Origin of the sequence: Kitasatospora sp. NPDC004745, assembly GCF_042873275.1 — a bacterium.
Lineage (GTDB): Bacteria > Actinomycetota > Actinomycetes > Streptomycetales > Streptomycetaceae > Kitasatospora.
The window spans coordinates 187,993-204,660 of sequence record NZ_JBIALK010000005.1; the positions used below are offsets into that span (position 1 = coordinate 187,993).

Below are 16,668 nucleotides of genomic sequence, written 5' to 3' on the forward strand. Positions count from 1 at the left end.
CCCCGATCCCGCGCAGTCGGAGGGCGTGAGGCCAGCCCCGACCACCTCCGGCCGCCGGACCGTCCTCAGCCCTTGAGCATCACCAGTGGCAGGCCACCGCCGCGCCGTGCGCCGCCCGTCCCGTCGACCTGGTAGCGGTCGGCCTCCAGGTCCGCGGCGAAGCGCTCCAGGAACTCCCGCAGGCCGGCGCTCTCGTAGCGGGCCCGCCAGCCCTCGTGCGACCAGTCGATGATCTGACCGCGACGCTCCGGCGTGGGCGGATCCAGGTCGATGCAGATCACGTCACCGTTGCCGATCCCGATGACGGGGATCCACCCGGCGGACCAGGCGACGTCGCGGCGGATCACGCCGTCCTCCTCCCGCTCGTCCCACGGCGGGTCCCCGGCGTCGACGACCCGCTCACGCCAGTCGTCCGCCATCGCGGCGAGCGAGTGGAGCGCGTCGTGCCAGCCGATCAGGACCCCCGGCAGGCCGTCGTGGCAGCGGTAGGACTCCCTGACGTCCTCCGGGAGCTCCACCCCGATCACGGCCTCCACGGCCGCGATCTCCTCCTCGGTGGCACCGGGCGGCATCGCGGCCACCACCTCCGGGGCGATCCGCCCGAGCGCGGCCTCGATCCGCGCCCAGATCTCCTGCATCGGGAATCCCTCCGTCGTCACGACGGACGGAACGTAGCACCCGCCACTGACGCCGGACCGGGCAGCCGCTTCCTCCCGCGTCGGCCCGGGTGGCGTGGCCCCGCTGTGGAGCCACGCCACCCCGGCAGTTCGGCTGCGACTCAGCCCATCGTGCAGGCGAGCTGCGCCTTCACCGCGTTCCGGAGGTCCTCCTGGGCGCGGCAGTCGGCGCTGAAGACGTCCTCCCACTTGGGGCTGATGACGTGGACGTTGACGATCTCGGTGACGACGTCGACGCTCTGGGCCTTGATGGTGTTCTGGGCGATCAGTACCTGCTGCGTCGGTGCCGTCTGGGCGCCGATGACGCCGCCCTCGCCGTAGTAGAGGTTGGTGATCTTGGTGTAGACGGTGACCCGCTTGCCCTGGATGTCGTTGCCGACGATGGCGACCGTCCAGTCCTTGTAGTTGCGCTGCCAGCCGAAGTTGGTCCGCTGGTTCAGGGCGGACACGGCGGCGTACCCGAGCTTGGCGACCCAGTAGTGCTTGATCAGCGGGCGCCCGCCCGGGTGGTCCCGGGGGTGCGCCGGCTCGCCCAGCTGCACGTCGCCGAACCGGGCCTCGTTCGCGATGTCCAGGCGGTCCGCCGCCGAGCTCGAGGCGGGCGCCGCGCCGGCCGGTGCGGCGATGCCTCCGGTGACGGCGAGGGCCGCGGCCCCGGCGACCACGGCCGTCCTCCACGTTCCGACCGGCCGCTGACTGGTTGCCATCCTGGTACTCCTCGATCTCGTACGTCGACGAACGCGCGGGCACGCCCCCGTGCCCGCCGCCGGGGAACACCCGGCGACCCCGACTCTCGCCGAACCGCATCGGGCGCACATCAGTCATTTGACTGCGAGGTGCGCGTCTGACTGCGAGGTGCGCGTCGCGCGGCGGCCCACGGCGCGTCAGTCATGGCGGACCGGGCCGGGCCGTCCGGTCGCTGCCGGTTCGGCAGCCGGGCGGCGGCCGGGTCGCTCCGCCCGGGAGAGGTCCGTGTCCTCGTGTGCGTGAGGTCATGTCGACGGCGTGACCGGGGACCGTACGCCGAACCACTGCCCGGCGCCGTACTCCTCGAACCGTGCCACCTCGGTGAACCCCAGCTTCGCCGCGACGCGCATCGAGGCGCGGTTGGCGGTCCGGGTGCAGACCACCACCGGCTCGCGCGGAAACACGCCGGTGAACCAGTCGAGCGCCGCCGTGCACGCCTCGGAGGCGTACCCGTACCCCCAGGTCTGCGGCAGGAACATGTAGCCGAGCTCGGTCTCCCCGCCCTCCGGCCGGACGTGACCCGGACGCCCCGGGTCGCGCGGGTCGAGCGTGATCATGCCGATCATCGCGCCGCCGAGCTCGACCGCGAAGAAGCCGAAGCGCCGCCCGGGCACCCGGGGCATCGCGCGCTCGAGCTCGTCCCGCGGCCGGGCGCCACCGACGTGGGTGCCCACCTCCGGCGAGGCGAACAGCTCGATGAAGGCGGCGCGGTCCCGGGCCTCGGACCCGCGGAGCACGAGCCGTTCGGTCCTGATCGGGGCGGGCGGCCAGGCGGAGGCGGTCACGTCGTCCTGGTCCGGCATGAAGGGCTCCTGATCCTCGCGGCCGCACGGTGCGGCCCGCACGGCGGCGGCGCACAAAGGCCTCTGACGCCGCCGCAGATCGAGACGCGTTCCGGCGAGGGGCGGTTGCCTGCGCTCGGAGAGGGCCGCCACCCGCGTGCCACAGCCGTCGCCCCGTAGCGTTCATCGGCAGTCGACTGCAACGGGCAGCTGCCTGTCGTTGCGTTAGATCCAGGAGTGTTGCAACGATTTAAGCGCTTTCACCTGCGCAAATGCTGATCGGTCGCAACGAGAGTGTTGCCCGAATATGGAAAGCAACGTAGCTTTTCCATCGTCAGAAACGACGAGCGCAAGCACAGGAGAGACATCATGCAGAAGTTCGACACCCCCGCCCCCGTCACCGCCGTCCTGGACATCCCGGCGGGACTCATCCGGCTCACCGCTGCCGACCGCAGCGACACCGTGGTCGAGGTCCGCCCGGCGGACGCCTCGAAGAACCGCGACGTGAAGGCGGCCGAGCGGATCCGGATCGCCTACGCCGACGGAGTCCTGCGCATCGAGGCCGCGCCGGCGCAGAACCGGATCCTCGGCGACGGCGGACAGGTCGAGGTGAGCGTCCAGCTGCCGGCCGGCTCCCACATCGAGGCGAAGGCCGCCCTCGCCGAGCTGCGCGGCACCGGACGCCTCGGCGACGTCGTCTTCGAGGGCGCACAGGCCACGGTCGACCTCGACGAGACGGCGAGCGCCCGCCTCACCCTCCAGTCCGGCGACATCCACCTCGGCCGCCTGGGCGGGCCCGCCCGACTCGGCACCCAGAAGGGCGACCTCACCGTCACCGAGGCTGCCGGCGGCGCCGTCTCGCTGCACACCGAGCACGGCGACATCTCGGTCGGCGCCGCCCGCGGCGTGTCCGCCACCCTGGACGCCGGCACCTCCTACGGCCGCATCCACAACGCGCTGCACAACACCGACGGGGCCGCCGCCCGTCTGACGATCATCGCGACCACCACCTACGGCAACGTCACCGCCCGCAGCCTCTGAGCGGGGCGGAGCTTCCGACGGCCCACGCCGACGCGCAACCCCTCGGCCCCACCGGCCGAGGGGCGCGCATGCCACGCCGTGACCCACCGACGAAGGGGGCGGATCATGGTCCGGCAGTGGCTATCACGGCCACCGGGCGGGGGCACTCGCGGGCGGCCGGTCCCGCCCCCCGCCCGGTACGGCTCAGCTGCCGCCGGCCACCAGCCCGTCCAGCGCGTCGCGGTCGACGTTGAGGGTCACGCCGCCGTACGTCTCGTCGGCGCCGCCCCGGTACTGGTGGATGCGGTGGTGGGTCCACAGATCGTCGGGCAGCCCGGCCTGCCCGGTGGTCGTGGGGCGGCCGTCCCAGCGGGCGTACCAGATCGCGTCGGGCATCGGCGCACGTCCGTCCCGGGCGGCCGCGACGACGTCCGCGATGCCGGAGTTCACGCTGGAGTAGAAGCCGGAGCGGTACCCGGCCGCGTGCAGGGCCTCGGTCCAGCCGACGGTGAAGTCGACCACCGCCCGGCTGCACACCTCGTCGCCCGTCGGATAGGCCTCCATGTCGAGGTACACCGGGCTGCCCGGCCCCAGGCCCAGCGCCTGCAGCGCCGCCGCCGCCTCGCCCGCCTCCTCACCGCCCTGCTCCTCGGCCCGGTCCGGGTCGATCCGCAGCGGTTTGTCGTCCCGCTCGGCGCAGGGCGCCTGGAGCCCGACGTGCGTGGGCACCAGCTTCCACCCCATCGCCCGGACGGTGGCGACCCACTGCGGCGTCAACTGCTTCTGCTCACAGTGACGTTGACTACCGCTGCTGTAGATGTTCACCGCACCGTACGGTGAGGCGGTGCGCCAGGCGGACATCGCCGCCGCGGACGGGGCCGAGCAGGCGTCGAAGCCCGCGCCGGTGAACCGGTACTCCGGCAGCGGTTCCGCGACCACGGGAGGCGGTGCGGCAACGGGCGGGGCGAAGGGTGCGGGGCGGGCGGTCGGGGGCGCCGCCGCCGAGACGGGCGCGGCACCGTGGACGGCGCCGGCGAGCAGGACGAGCGGAAGCGCCAGGAGCGCGGTCGGTGAGGGAAGTCGCATCCCTCCGTCCTAGCCGCCGACCGCGGGCCCGCCCCGCCAACGTGCCGACGCGCCGCGTCCCGCTCACCCGGAATCACCACACGCCGGGCCCGGGCACCGGGCCGGTCCCGCGCCGGGCCGCGCTGATGGTGGGTCTGGCCCTCGTGGTGCCGGTCGTCTCCGTGGTCACCGTCACGTCCGGGGCGTGGCGCGGGACGGGCGGTCCCCCCTGGCGCCTGCGCCTCCGTCGACGTCAGTCGGCGGTGAGCACCAAATCGGCTATCAGGAAGTGGAGTTGCATGTCCTCGGTGGACTCCGCCCAGAGGCCTTCGGTGTCGAGCGCGGATGGTGCGACCATCCGGGCCTCGGCGACGATCTCGGGATGGCCGCCCAGGACTGCGGGTGGCCCGCCCGCCAGCGGGCCGGCGTGCTGATCGCGGCACCGATGCTGAGGCTGCGCGGACACCGTCGCCCGGGCCGACGGCTGAGAGCCCCGGAGGTCGGCTACGTGACCAGGTGGAAGTCGGGATGCCGAAGCCAAGCTGCCAGGAACTCCACGTCACCGACATGCCGGAACCAGCGGCCGGCGCCGCCCGTGTCGTAGGAGACCTCGGCGACCTTCCCCGGCAGGGAGGCAACCAGCGCCCTCGCCCTGGCCAGGTCCGTCCCGTCGCCAGTGTCATCGCGCGGGACGGGGTATCCGAGAACGCCGTCGAAGTCGACCGGCGAGCCGAGGCGCCGGGCCATGGCGAGGGCGAGGTGCCCGAGCAGCAGATGGTTCTCCCGTCCCGAGCAGCCGGCGGAGAGGATCAGTCCCTTCACCGGCGGCGTCGAGAAGGCCGAGTAGTCCTCGTCCTCCGCCGGCAGGCACTCGTCCTCTGACAGGAAGAACCCGCCGGCGTTTCCCGGATCGAAGTCCCTCAGCCCCAAGGGCGAAGCGTCGCGCACCCGTAGGGCCAGACCGCCACCGGCCTCGATCTCCACCGGCTCGCAGAAGGTCTCCAACCACGGGACCATGTCGGCCAGAACGTCCTCGAACGCGCGAGGTCGGTGGAGCCACAGCCCGACTGCCGGTCCCGACACGATGCCTCCCGAAACGTGCGGCCCGGTGCCCCGAGCCACCCCGGTTCTACCAGGTCCTGGACGTACGCGCGTGGTCGTTTCCGGTAGCGGGGGCGGCGCAACTCCGGGCGGTGCAGCGGAGCCCGTGACCACCGCCCGGCCCGGTGGGGCGGGCGGTGGCAAAGGCTGACCCCCGCGGGTGGGCGGGGAGGAGGCTCTGCGATCCGCGGTGTGGTCGGGGCATCGCTGCTTCTTGACCGATCGTCGCGGGCCCGATGCCGGCTTCGGTCGACTGAAGTGGCGTCAAGGAGCCAGCCCTTCCTGCCAAGCGCGGCCCCGCCCGGCCCACGCTTCGGTTGCTCACCCCCACGCCGGCTCGTACGCGACCCCGTGCGGTGCGCCGGCCCATCGGCGGAGGGCGGCGTCGAGGTGGGTGACGGTGTCGGGGTCGGCCGTGTCGCAGGCCCAGGCGACTACGCCGTCCGGGCGTACCAGCACGCCCGCAGGCGTCGCAGGGCCGTCGTCCGCCACGCGGCGCACGCGTCCGGCCCAGGGGGCGGCGTGGCGGGCGAAGGTGCCGTCCGGAGTGCGGTCGAGCAGCAGGAATCCGCCGGTGTGGCCGTGGTCGGCGAGGCGGGTGCCGTCGTTCAGCCGGAGGTCGGGGGCGTACCGTCCGATCAGCGGGTGGTCGCCGGGCAGGTCGATGTGCTGGGTGACCCCGGAGATCTTCTTGACCGCGTGGGTGGCGCCGGACGGGGTGCCGAGGAGGTCGGCCACGACCTCGCGGAGTGCCGCGGACTTGGCGTCGCCGCGCAGCACGCCGATCTGGGCGCGGGTCCAGTCGAGTACCCAGGCGCCGAGGGGCCGTCGTTCGGCGTCGTAGGTGTCGAGGAGGTCCTCGGGGGCCCGTCCGGTGGCCACTGCGGCGAGCTTCCAGCCGAGGTTCATGGCGTCGCCGACCCCGAGGTTGAGCCCCTGGCCGCCGAACGGCGAGTGCACGTGCGCGGCGTCGCCGGCGAGGAGCACCCGGCCCGACCGGTAGGAGGCGGCCTGGCGGGCGTTGTCGGTCCAGCGGGTGGCGGCTCCGCGCAGTGCGGTGAGTGTGACGTCGGTGCCCGAGACCCGGCGGAGGCTGGCCTGGACGTCGTCGAGGGTGACGGGGGCGGTGCGGTCGTGGTGGGCGCCGTCGAACTCGACGGTGACGACCCGTCCGGGCTGGGGCCCGTAGCGGTACGCGCCCTGGGCGGACCACGCCCAGCCGTCCGCGAGCTTATCCGGGTCGGCGATGTCGACGACGGCCAGGTGGCCGGTGAGTTCGGGGTCGGTGCCGGGGAAGCCGATGTCCGCGAGGCGGCGTACGGTGCTGCGCCCGCCGTCGCATCCGACCAGCCAGCCGGTGCGCAGGGGGCCGACGTTGGTGTCGACGAGGACGCCGTCGCCGGTGTCCTCGAACGCGGTGACCTCGACTCCGCGTCGCACCGGTACGCCGAGCCGCGCGAGGTGGTCGGCCAGGAGCGCCTCGAGTTCGCGCTGCGGCACCAGGCGGGCGCCCGCGGCGGCGGTGTGGTCGGCGAGGTCGGGGTCGGACCAGTCCACGAGGTCGGGGTCGAGGACCATGCCTGCGAAGTGCCCGGTGAACCGCGTCTCGCCCGCCTTCCGTTCGGCAGCCGGCTGGTGCCGACCGTCGGCGGGCCATTGCCGAGCGTCGGTGGGGCGGGTGGGCGGCCCCATCCGCGCGAGCAGCTCCCGCTGCACCTGTTCGGCGGCGGGCAGCAGGCCGCGGCGGTCGAGCGCCTCGGCCGTCGGGATGTTGATCCCACCGGCCTTCATCGACTCGTCCGGCTCGGTCCGCCGCTCGAGCACCTGCACGGCCGCCCCGGCGAGCGCCAGCTCGGCGGCGAGGACGAGGCCCACCGGCCCGGCGCCGACGACGGTCACGTCCACGGTCTCGGCGCCACCTGGGCCCGTGCCCTGCGCAGTAGCCCGAGCGGCGGCCCGATCCGGGCCGGGCTCCGGGCTCGCATCGTGCTTCGGGTCCTGCTGGATGCCCTTGGTCGGATTCACGGCGTGCTCCTGTCTCTCGTTACGAACACCGTTCTATTAACGAACAGCGTTCGTGTCAAGCTATGATGGTCGGGTGAACCCGAGAGAGCGACGCGCGGCGCGACAGCAGCCGCCCAACCCCGAGGCCGAACCCGCTGACACCAGGCGGCGGCGCCGCACCGCCCCGATCACCGTCGAGCAGGTCATCGACACCGCGCTCGGAGTCATCGCCACGGAGGGCTACGAGGCGCTGACCATGCGCCGACTGGCCGGCGCACTCGACACCGGGCCCGCCTCGCTCTACGCCCACGTGGTCAACAAGGCCGACCTCGACGACCTGCTCATCGGACGGCTCTGCGCCGAGCTCGACCTGCCCCGGCCCGACCCCGCGGCCTGGCAGGAACAGATCCGCGACGTCTGCACCCGCATCCGCGACCAGTACCTGAAGTACCCGGGGATCTCCCGGGCCGCCCTCGCCATGGCGCCCACCGACCTCGAGACCATCCGCGTCAACGAAGGCCTGCTGGGCATCCTGCTCGCCGGGGGAATCGCCCCGCAGGCCGCCGCCTGGGCCGTCGACGCCCTCCTGCTCTACGTGGCCGCGTACTGCCTCGAACTGTCGATCGTGCGCGAGCGCTCGGCGCACGAGGACGACGCCTGGGTCCTCGACCGCGACGAACTGCTCCGCCGCTTCGCCGCCCTGCCCGCCGCGACCTTCCCCCATACCACCCGCCACGCCGCCGAACTCACCGCCGGAGAGGGCCACGACCGGTTCGACTTCACCCTCACCCTGATGATCAACGGCCTCGCGCCGCGCTGAACGCTCCGTCCGTCGGATCCGATGGTTCCGCCCGGGTCGGTCACGGCGCCGTACGCTCCGAGGCATGCACACCACCCTGACGGAACACGCCCGGTGCGTCTTCGGCGACGAGTACCGCCCCGCGCCCGAGTGCGCCGGCAACCACGAGGAGTTCCTCTTCGTCGAGCGGCTGACCTTCGCCGACGCGGACTCCGTCCTCGCCATGCTCCGCGAACTCTGCCCGCACATCGTCGACGGCGAGCTGCCGGTCTGGGTCCGGAACCTCGCCTACCGCCTGCTCCTCCTCCAGCGCCCCGACGACCCGGAGCTGCTGCGCGAGGCGGCCCACAGCCTCTACCTGCACGGCCCGGACTGGGACGCCATCGCGGCAGACCTCCAGGCCCGGGCCGACGCCCTGGAAGCAGCACGCCCCCGGCCCTGACCGGCGGCAGGCCGTCGCCGGAGGTGCCGGAGGGCCATGCCGGTCACGGGACGCCGTCGATGGCGCCGGCCGAGCGAAGTGATCGCCCCAGGTCCCCGGTGAGGGCGCGGGGGTGCCGTCGCCACCACCACAGGTCGGGGCCGGGCAGTCGGTGGAACTGCTCGAGCGCCTGGCCGTCGTCATCGACGGTCGCGGCCCGGTACCGCCCGTCCAGGGCTCTGATCCGAGGAGTCCAGAGCTGGACGACGTGGTCGTCCAGCAGGAGCCATGCCTCGTGGAGCCAGTTCCGGCAATAGAGGTCGTTGGTGTACTCGTAGATGTCGTCGTCGTAGCCGCGCTCGACGGCACTCACCAGGGCGGCCCACGCGTTCACCCTGTCAGCGACCGTGAACGCCGTCCGCCAGCCACGTCGGTGCAACAGCTCGCCTACCTCGGTTTCAGTGGCCATGAGCGTGAGGCTCTCACGCTGGAACCCCTCGGGTCACTGAGGTGAAGTCCGTCAGAGGCTGACGATCAGAGGCTGACGATCCGCGGGACCGAACCGAACGGAACCTGACGCCGTGACGGTCCTCCCCGCGTTCGCGCCGGTCCTGCCCTCATCGCTGCACCGACGGCACGCCGACCCGCAGGGCCTCGGCGCGGATGGCGCGGCGGTGCCGCCCGGCGGGCCGGGCCTCGCCAGCGAATGCTCCGGGCACGCCGTCGCGCGACGGGCCGACACCCCTTGGCCGTGCGCTAGTCGAGGAGGTCGGGGCGCCAGATGGTGGGGCTGGTGGGGTAGACGCTGGCGGTGGGGGAGACGTTGTAGGCGGCGTCGGTGGCGTCGGCGGCGACGACCCGGCCGAGGGCCTGGTAGGAGAGGGCGGTGGGCTGGCGTTCGGAGGTGCAGTCGGCGGGCGGGGTGAGGACGGTGGTGCCGGCGTCGAGGTCGATGACGTGGGCGGTGGCGGCGCCCGGGCAGGGGTGGATGGTCCCGGCGCGGGCGAACTCGAGGTGGACCTTGGCCCGGGTGGGGGCGCTGGCCCGGTTCGTCACCTTGAGGGCGAAGGAGACCCGGTCGGCCTCCACCAGGACGCAGACCCGCCAGGTGACGACGTCGGGGCCCTGGAAGGGGCGGCTGCAGCGGCTGTCCTCGCCCAGCGTGCCCTTCTCGACGCCGGGGCGCTCGGTGGCCGGCGCGGGTTGGACGAGGGGCGGCCGTTCGGTGGCGGGGGTGCTCGGGGCGGCTCGTCCGGCCGGGGCGGGGCGGGTGGCGGGGGGTGCCTGGGGCACCGGGGGTGTCAGGGGAACCGAGGTCGTCGTCGGGGACGCGGGGGACGTGGGAGACGCGGGGGATGTGGGGGCGACGGTCGGGGCGACGGCGTCGGCGGAGTCCTCGACGGGCGTGGGGGCGGAGCCGCCGAGGAGGTGGAGGCCGAGGAGGCAGAGGAGGCCGAAGAGGGCGCAGGCGGCCGCGGCCGTGAGTGCGCCGGTGAGTCGGCCTGCGGTCCGGCGGGCGCGGGCCTGGCGGCGAGGAAGGGCTGTGATGGGCAGTGAATCGGTGGCCGGAGCGGCGGCAGGTTCGACCGGTTCGACCGGTTCGACCGGTTCGGGCGGTGAGGCGGCGCGGCGGGTGCTGTCGGTCCGGTCGAGGCAGTCGGCGGCCTTCTCCCAGGCGGTGCGCAGCGAGCGGCGCTGCGCGTCGGTGAACCGGCCGCTGCCGAGCATCACGTCGAGCACCTGAGCCGAGGGCAGGGTGTGGCCGGTCAGGACGCGGTGCCAGGTGCTCTTGCCCACCGGGCGGCCGGCCTTGGTGGACCGGTTCTCCAGTGACCGCCCCTGCAGGTCCAGCTGAGCCGTCAGCGTGGCGATCAGGCCGGTCCACTCCTGGACGTCCGGCGGGTGCGGAAGGGGGATCGCACGCCCCCGGGTGGGCCGACTGCCGCTCATCTGCCTCCTCCTCGCGCCTTCCCGGCGACCCGCCGCCGTCCCAAGTCCACCACGTCGGTGCAGGTCACAGGCGTGTGGGACGGACGGGCGGGCTCTGGGACACCTGGGACCGGCCCAGGCTACCGACGGCGCCCCGCCCGGTGGCATGGTGATTGCCGTCGGCGCTCGCCGACGCCTCCCAAATCCCCGTCCCGGCCCGGGACTTCCTTCGCCGTGCCCGGGCGGGGAGTGAACCCGAAGGAGTGATCCCCGTGAACCAGGACCACCGCCGCGCCACGGACCGCACCACGGAGCGCGGCACGGACCGCGCCTCGTCCCGTGCTCTGCCCCACGCGGTGCCCCTCGCCCGGACGGGGCGCGTCGTCGGCACGCTCGTCGCTGCGCTCGTCGTCAGCGGCGTCCTCGGCGTGAGTGCCGGCGCGGCGGACGCCGCGGCCACCGGCGGCGGCACGGACGCGAGTGCCGTCACCAGTGCCCCCGCCACGCGGGTGGGCTCCGCGCTCCGCGACCGGATCGTCTCCGTCGCCCGGGGCGAGGTCGGGGTGCGGGAGGGCAGCGCGGAGTGCGACAAGTACTTCCCGGGCGGGAGCCACACCTGCAGGACCTCCTGGTGCGCGGCCTTCGCCGAGTGGACCTGGCGCAAGGCCGGGGTCAAGGAGGTCCCGACCGACCTGACCGGTCGTGGAGTCGGCGCCTGGGGCCAGAAGCACCACCTGTGGCACGACCGCGGCGCGGCCCGGCCCGAGCCCGGCGACCTGGTGGTGTACGGCAAGCCGGCCCCGCGGGAGACCGGCGGTCACGTCGCCGTCGTGGTCGCGGTGCACGGCGACGGGACGATCGACACCGTCGACGGCAACTACGGTGACAAGGTCACGTTGCGCAGCCACCTCGACCCCGAGCACGCGACCGGCGGTGCGAAGGGCCTGCCCGTCACCGGCTACGTCACCCCGCCCGGCGCATGACGGCACGAGGCGCCTGACGGTACGCAACGCCTGACGGCAGCACGTAGGGCCTGACGGTACGCAACGCCTAACGGCAGCTCGTCGGGCCTGACGGCAGGAGCCGCCCGACGGCCGCACGAAACGCGAGAGGACCCGGGAGCGTAGCCAGCTCCCGGGCCCCTTTTTGCCGCCCAATTGCGCACACCGGCACGTTTAAGGGTCGCGGATCAGATTGAAACCGACGCGTTCTACCTTTGAACTACCGTGCCACGGAGCGGCACAGACAGGACTTGAACCTGCATTCGTCGATATTCGTCCGCACCCGGTCGATCCGGCGTTCGGCGGCGAATGCTGAGACTGGAGCGAGAATCTGAGTTTGAGGGGGCCTGCCTCTGCCTGGCTTGGGCTACCCCGGCCCGTGGTGCCGGGGGGAGGATTCGAACCTCCACTGTGACCCCTTGGTCAGCTTCAACATCAGTGTCAGCTTTTCGCGCCGTGCAACGCACCCGCCCGGCTCGGCGGGCGAGGTGACGTGCTCGGCGCACCCGCCCGGCTCCCCGGGCGGGCGATCATGGGGCTACCTGAACAGGTAGCCGAAGACGGCGTCACCCACCCGCTGGTCGGTGACCTCCACCGCGTTGGCCTCCTCGCGGGCGAACTTGACGGCCTGCTGGAGCTTCTCCACCCGCTCGGCGAGCTCGTTCACCCGACGGGCCGGCAGCGCGCCGGAGAACTTGACGGTGGTCCAGTAGCCGACGGCGATGTCCTCGTAGTACACCTCGACCTGGGCCGGGTGCTTGTCGGTCGCCTCGGCCTTGACGTGGTTGCGCGGGACCTTCTTGGTCCGGATGGTGCGCACCGGCTCGGTCTTCCAGGAGTCGGTGGACGCGTCCAGGTTCCACGACTCGGAGGCGTCCAGCACCGGGAGCTTCTTCACGAAGGTGAAGAGGTCCGTGAGCTGCTTCTCGAGGAAGAGCAGGTACGGCACCGGGACGCGGGCGAGCAGCACCTGGCCGTCCACGACCACGTCCGCACTCGCGCCGACGTTGGCCCAGTCCTTGGTGGCCGTCACGTCGAACAGCCGGGTGAGGGTCACCGCGGTGGAGCGCAGGACGTCCTCGGCCTTCAGCTGCACCCGGGTCGACTCGGGAGGCAGCTGCTCGCCCTCCTCGTCCTTGGGCTGGTACGCACGGGAGATCCCGGCCAGCAGAGCGGGCTTCTGCAGATCCTGATGGGCCTGCGTCAGCTCCTGGAAGGACTTCGACTTGACGCCTTTTTCGACGGCGATGATCTGGTTCAGCTTTGCCACGTCGAGGAAGCTATCAGTATCGAACTGATCGGCGATACCCGATTTCTGATCCCTACTGATTCACCACGTGTTCCCTACCGGTCGCCCCTCCTCAGTCGCCCGACCGGGTCAGCCGAACCGACCTGCGGAACCGATCGGTCCCGTCCGGTCGGCTCGTCCGATGGGCCCGTCAGATCAGCGCTCCGCTTCGCTATTCGCGCCCGCCCGCCGCCTCGGCCGCGCGCCCGCGGGTCGCGCGGACGGTCGCCGACGAGGCGGCGGCCACGGTGACCACGGCGCAGAGCGCGACGGTCGCGCCGATCTGCCACCACGGGACGACGGTCGGTGCGTCGGGCACGAGTCGGCTCAGCGAGGCGTGCTGGGTCGCGGCCGCGGCGACGGTCGCCGCCGCCGCGAGGGCGGTGCCGACGAGGACGGCGACGGCGGACTCGGCCGCGACCACCCTGACGATCTGGACGCGCACCGCGCCGGCCAGGCCGAGCAGCGCGAACTCCCGCCGCCGACCGGCCATCGCCATGACCAGCGTGTTGGCGACCGCGATCAGCGCGTAGGCCAGCGCGATCCCCAGGATGACCACCGCCGCGGTGTCGGTCTGCTCGGCGGCCTGCGTGCGGCGCGCCTCCAGGTAGGCGTCGTAGGTCGTGAGGTGCGCCCTGGAGCCGGTCAGCGCCCGGCGAACCGCGGCGGTCTGCCCCTCGTCGAGCGGACGCCCCCGGCCCGTCTCGGAGTCGAGGTAGGCCTGGGTCGGCGCCGGTGTGCCGGTCACGGCGGCGGACAGGTAGGTGTCGTCGCCGTGCAGGCCGCGGGCCACGACCGCCGCGATGACGGTCGGCACCCGCACTCCGGTCGGCAGCAGGGCCACCACCTGGTCGCCGACCGCGAGGCCGTCCGACTCGGCCGCGTGCTCGTCGATGACCAGGAAGTTCGCCGGCGGTGAGGCGAGTGAACCGGAGCGCACGGGCGGGGTGATGGTGGTGCCCAGCGCCGCGGCGGGCACCGCGAGGGTGCTCAGCGAGTCGATCTGGTCGCCGGCGGCGGTGCCGATCCGGACGTTCATCGAGGTCACCGGGGTGACCCGGACCCCCGGGACCGCCGCCAGCCGTTCCAGCGTCCCGGCGTCGATCCCGGAACCGCCCGGCACGACCACGCCCGCCGCGTGGACCTCCTGCTGCTGGCGGGCGAGCACCGCCGCGTCACCGGACCGCTGCATCGTCAGCAGCGTGCCGACCAGCCCGACGGCCACCACGATGGGCGCCACCGTGGCCGCCGTCCGCCGCCGGGCGGTGAGGACGTTCTCGCGCACCAGCAGCGGGCCGGCCTTGGCGGAGCCGCGCAACGGGCCGACCACCAGCCGGGTGACCGGACGCACAAGAACCGGTGCCAGCAGGGTGAACGCCCCGACGTAGAGCACCGGGACGGCCTCGTACTTGCGCGCGCTCGCCGCGAGGTACGGCTCGGTGCGCGCGATGACGACCCCCGCGGCGACCGCGCCGACCAGCATCCCGGCACCCAGCAGCCAGCGGACCGGCGTCATCGCACGCCGCTCCACCACGCTCTCGCGCAGCACCTCCACCGGCCGGACCAGCGAGACCCGGACCAGGGTCGAGGCCGAGCCGGCCAGCGCCGCGGCCACGCCGAGGAGGAAGGCGACCAGCAGGGCCGGCAGGCCGATCGGGATGGTGAACCAGTCCGGGGCCACGCCGTGGCCGAGCATCCACGACCGCAGCGGCACGGTCCCCAGCGGGGCCAGGACGCAGCCGACGGCCGCGGCCGCCACCCCGATCAGCAGCGCCTCGCCGAGCACCATGCGCCGCACCTGCCGGGGCGAGGCACCCACCAGCCGCAGCAGCGCCAGCTCACGGCGGCGCTGCTCGGCGGCGAACGCGAAGGTCGCGGTGACCACGAACACCGCGACGCACACCGCGAGTCCGGTCGTACTGCCGGCCATCGCCTGGGCGTCGGCCAGCGCCTGCGCGCCGCCGGTGGAGTCGGGGTCGAGCCGGGTCAGGTCCGCGCCCCCGAGGACCACGGCCCGTCCGGCGACGGCGGCCGCGAGCCGCCCCGGGTCCTGGTCGGTGACCAGCGCGTTGACGCCGGGGGAGAGGCGCTGCGCCTCGGCGTCGCCGAAGAAGACCGCGCTCTCGAACCAGAGCGCGTCGGTGACGCCGACCACCGTGTAGCGGCGGGGCCCGCCGGGCGCGGGGGCGCCGTCGGAGGCGGCGCCGTGGGACGTTTTGCTGGTGCTGGTGCTGGTGCTGGTGCTGGTGCTGGTGCTGGTGCCGGTGCCGGTGCCGGTGGCCGCAGTGCCCACCTCCACCGTCCGGCCGACCAGCGACTCCGCGCCACCGGTGACGGCGATCTCGCCCGCCGCCTGCGGGGCACGCCCGGCGAGCAGGCGGTAGCCCGCGAAGGCGGCCGAGGACCAGGGGTGGCCGGTCCGGCCCACCTGGCTGGTCGCTCCCGAGGAGCCCGCGTCCAGCCGGACCGGGAAACTACGGTCGGCGGTCGTCGTCCCCGCCGCGGTCACCTGTGCGACGACCTCGGCCGACAGCACCGCCGGGGCCTTCATCGGCTGCCCATCGAAGCCCAGCGGGGCGACCACCGTCGCGGCCGCCCTGAACCGCTGCGGCCCCGGGTGCGGCGTGCCGAAGGTGGCGGCCAGGGTCAGCGCCATCATGCCGATCATCGTGGTGCCGAGCGCGAGGGCGACGAAGGCGCCGAGGAAGCCCGTGAGGCGGTGGCGCAGCGTGGCCAGGGCGAGGCTCAGCACGGCTTCGCCCGATTCCCACCGAGGCCTGCCTCGTTTCGCCGTTCGCTGTTTAGCCGTTCGCTTTCCGACGGCCCGTCCATTCCGTCCCGGGCGCCCGATCCCGGCCCGCCGCCCGGCTCCAGGGCCGCCATGCGCAGCGCCACGCCCTCGGCCGTCGGCTCCAACAGCTCGCCGGTCACCCGGCCGTCGGCGAGCAGCACCACCCGCTGCGAGTAGGAGGCGGCCACCGGGTCGTGCGTCACCATGATCACCGTCTGGCCGTGCTGTTCGACGACCCCGCGCAGCAGGGCCAGGACCTCGCGCGCGGTGCGCGAGTCCAGGGCGCCGGTGGGCTCGTCCGCGAAGATCACCTTGGGCCTGGCGGCCAGCGCACGCGCGATGGCGACCCGCTGCTGCTGGCCACCCGACAGCTCGGCGGGCCGGTGCTCGCCGCGCTCGGTGAGACCGACCTCGGCCAGGCCCCGCTCGATCGCCGCCGGATCGATCGCTCGGCCCGCCAGGCGCAGGGGAAGCTCGACGTTCTGGCGAGCCGTCAAAGCGGTTACGAGGTTGAAGGACTGGAACACGAAGCCCATGTGCGCGCGACGCAGCTCGGTCAGGGCGCGCTCGGAGAGCCTGTTCAACGGCGCGCCGTCCAGCAGGACCCGGCCCGCGTCGACCCGGTCGAGGCCCGCCGCGCACTGCAGCAGCGTCGACTTGCCGGATCCCGACGGGCCCATGATGGCGGTGAAGGTGCCCGCCGCGAAGGCGACGTCCACCCCGTCGAGCGCCCGCACCGAGCTGTCGCCGCGCCGGTACGCCTTGTGCACACCGATCAGGCGGACGGTGTCGGCCACGCCCGCGTCCGCCGCGGTGCCGGGTACGGGACGCGCAGCCCGCGTCGGTAGAGCCCTGTTCCGGAACACTCGCTCGCCATCTCCCTGGATCCGACGGCCGGTTGGACCGGCCGGGCGGCAACGATCACCCGCCGCACCCGACGCTAGGCCCGCCAGCGGCGCCCGCACCTCCGGACTGCCCCTGATCTCGACCCTGAGGAACCCCTGACCCGTACGCCGACGGGCAGCAGGGTGCGCCCCGAACCT

General features: G+C 73.6%; 15 protein-coding genes. 4 read left to right on the forward strand and 11 right to left on the reverse strand.

The annotated features are described in order from the left end of the window. Positions 1-65: 65 nt before the first annotated feature. The 3 genes from ACFYUY_RS12130 to ACFYUY_RS12140 all read right to left on the reverse strand — a co-directional run bounded on the left by ACFYUY_RS12130 (position 66) and on the right by ACFYUY_RS12140 (position 2,227). The gene (locus ACFYUY_RS12130) at positions 66-638 is read right to left on the reverse strand and encodes an SMI1/KNR4 family protein (RefSeq protein ID WP_387900243.1); all 573 of its coding nucleotides are present in this window, start codon (positions 636-638) and stop codon (positions 66-68) included. Between the two features lie 140 nt (positions 639-778). Continuing rightward, complete coding sequence (locus ACFYUY_RS12135) at positions 779-1,384, reverse strand: hypothetical protein (protein ID WP_387900245.1); 606 nt, start codon at positions 1,382-1,384, stop codon at positions 779-781. A 285-nt stretch (positions 1,385-1,669) separates the two neighbouring features. Next, positions 1,670-2,227, reverse strand: coding sequence for a GNAT family N-acetyltransferase (locus ACFYUY_RS12140; protein WP_360206247.1), 558 nt, complete (start codon positions 2,225-2,227; stop codon positions 1,670-1,672). A 348-nt stretch (positions 2,228-2,575) separates the two neighbouring features. On the opposite strand from ACFYUY_RS12140, the gene ACFYUY_RS12145 reads away from it, so the two are divergent. Then, positions 2,576-3,247, forward strand: coding sequence for a DUF4097 family beta strand repeat-containing protein (locus tag ACFYUY_RS12145; RefSeq protein WP_387900247.1), 672 nt, complete (start codon positions 2,576-2,578; stop codon positions 3,245-3,247). A gap of 183 nt (positions 3,248-3,430) precedes the next feature. On the opposite strand, the gene ACFYUY_RS12150 is transcribed toward ACFYUY_RS12145, so the two are convergent. From ACFYUY_RS12150 to ACFYUY_RS12160, 3 genes are all read right to left on the reverse strand, one after another. Then, positions 3,431-4,312, reverse strand: a complete 882-nt coding sequence (locus ACFYUY_RS12150; RefSeq protein WP_387900248.1) for a DUF1906 domain-containing protein — start codon at positions 4,310-4,312, stop codon at positions 3,431-3,433. A 483-nt stretch (positions 4,313-4,795) separates the two neighbouring features. Next, on the reverse strand, positions 4,796-5,506 hold the full coding sequence (locus tag ACFYUY_RS12155) for a DUF6368 family protein (protein ID WP_387900250.1): 711 nt from the start codon (positions 5,504-5,506) through the stop codon (positions 4,796-4,798). A 207-nt stretch (positions 5,507-5,713) separates the two neighbouring features. Further along, complete coding sequence (locus ACFYUY_RS12160) at positions 5,714-7,297, reverse strand: FAD-dependent oxidoreductase (RefSeq protein ID WP_387900252.1); 1,584 nt, start codon at positions 7,295-7,297, stop codon at positions 5,714-5,716. A 193-nt stretch (positions 7,298-7,490) separates the two neighbouring features. On the opposite strand from ACFYUY_RS12160, the gene ACFYUY_RS12165 reads away from it, so the two are divergent. Beyond that, complete coding sequence (locus ACFYUY_RS12165) at positions 7,491-8,216, forward strand: TetR/AcrR family transcriptional regulator C-terminal domain-containing protein (RefSeq protein WP_360206230.1); 726 nt, start codon at positions 7,491-7,493, stop codon at positions 8,214-8,216. 64 nt (positions 8,217-8,280) lie between these two features. Next, a complete protein-coding gene (locus ACFYUY_RS12170; RefSeq protein WP_387900254.1) occupies positions 8,281-8,637 on the forward strand; it encodes a hypothetical protein in 357 nt (118 codons plus the stop codon). Between the two features lie 43 nt (positions 8,638-8,680). Here the strand turns inward: ACFYUY_RS12170 and ACFYUY_RS12175 are convergent, their stop codons facing one another. Together ACFYUY_RS12175 and ACFYUY_RS12180 are read right to left on the reverse strand one after the other, a co-directional pair. Then, positions 8,681-9,085 carry a hypothetical protein gene (locus ACFYUY_RS12175; RefSeq protein WP_387900256.1) on the reverse strand — a complete coding sequence of 135 codons (405 nt, stop codon included), beginning with the start codon at positions 9,083-9,085 and terminating at the stop codon, positions 8,681-8,683. A gap of 287 nt (positions 9,086-9,372) precedes the next feature. Further along, positions 9,373-10,566 carry a hypothetical protein gene (locus ACFYUY_RS12180; RefSeq protein ID WP_387900258.1) on the reverse strand — a complete coding sequence of 398 codons (1,194 nt, stop codon included), beginning with the start codon at positions 10,564-10,566 and terminating at the stop codon, positions 9,373-9,375. A 251-nt stretch (positions 10,567-10,817) separates the two neighbouring features. Here ACFYUY_RS12180 and ACFYUY_RS12185 point away from each other — a divergent pair, with 251 nt between their 5' ends. Then, on the forward strand, positions 10,818-11,528 hold the full coding sequence (locus ACFYUY_RS12185) for a CHAP domain-containing protein (protein WP_387900260.1): 711 nt from the start codon (positions 10,818-10,820) through the stop codon (positions 11,526-11,528). A 556-nt stretch (positions 11,529-12,084) separates the two neighbouring features. Here ACFYUY_RS12185 and ACFYUY_RS12190 read toward each other — a convergent pair. The 3 genes from ACFYUY_RS12190 to ACFYUY_RS12200 form a co-directional block, all read right to left on the reverse strand. Then, positions 12,085-12,816: a hypothetical protein gene (locus ACFYUY_RS12190; RefSeq protein WP_360206216.1), complete on the reverse strand. Its 732-nt coding sequence runs from the start codon at positions 12,814-12,816 to the stop codon at positions 12,085-12,087. Positions 12,817-13,006: 190 nt separating this feature from the next. Then, the gene (locus ACFYUY_RS12195) at positions 13,007-15,586 is read right to left on the reverse strand and encodes an FtsX-like permease family protein (RefSeq protein WP_387900262.1); all 2,580 of its coding nucleotides are present in this window, start codon (positions 15,584-15,586) and stop codon (positions 13,007-13,009) included. Next, positions 15,580-16,422 carry an ABC transporter ATP-binding protein gene (locus tag ACFYUY_RS12200; RefSeq protein WP_387900264.1) on the reverse strand — a complete coding sequence of 281 codons (843 nt, stop codon included), beginning with the start codon at positions 16,420-16,422 and terminating at the stop codon, positions 15,580-15,582. The genes ACFYUY_RS12195 and ACFYUY_RS12200 overlap by 7 nt, the downstream gene beginning before the upstream one ends. Between the last annotated feature and the right edge of the window lie 246 nt (positions 16,423-16,668).

Coding starts and splice junctions, on each gene's coding strand:
- ACFYUY_RS12130 (WP_387900243.1), bottom strand. CDS start 638: ATGCAGGAGATCTGGGCGCGGATCGAGGCCGCGCTCGGGCGGATCGCC.
- ACFYUY_RS12135 (WP_387900245.1), bottom strand. CDS start 1,384: ATGGCAACCAGTCAGCGGCCGGTCGGAACGTGGAGGACGGCCGTGGTC.
- ACFYUY_RS12140 (WP_360206247.1), bottom strand. CDS start 2,227: ATGCCGGACCAGGACGACGTGACCGCCTCCGCCTGGCCGCCCGCCCCG.
- ACFYUY_RS12145 (WP_387900247.1), top strand. CDS start 2,576: ATGCAGAAGTTCGACACCCCCGCCCCCGTCACCGCCGTCCTGGACATC.
- ACFYUY_RS12150 (WP_387900248.1), bottom strand. CDS start 4,312: ATGCGACTTCCCTCACCGACCGCGCTCCTGGCGCTTCCGCTCGTCCTG.
- ACFYUY_RS12170 (WP_387900254.1), top strand. CDS start 8,281: ATGCACACCACCCTGACGGAACACGCCCGGTGCGTCTTCGGCGACGAG.
- ACFYUY_RS12175 (WP_387900256.1), bottom strand. CDS start 9,085: ATGGCCACTGAAACCGAGGTAGGCGAGCTGTTGCACCGACGTGGCTGG.
- ACFYUY_RS12180 (WP_387900258.1), bottom strand. CDS start 10,566: ATGAGCGGCAGTCGGCCCACCCGGGGGCGTGCGATCCCCCTTCCGCAC.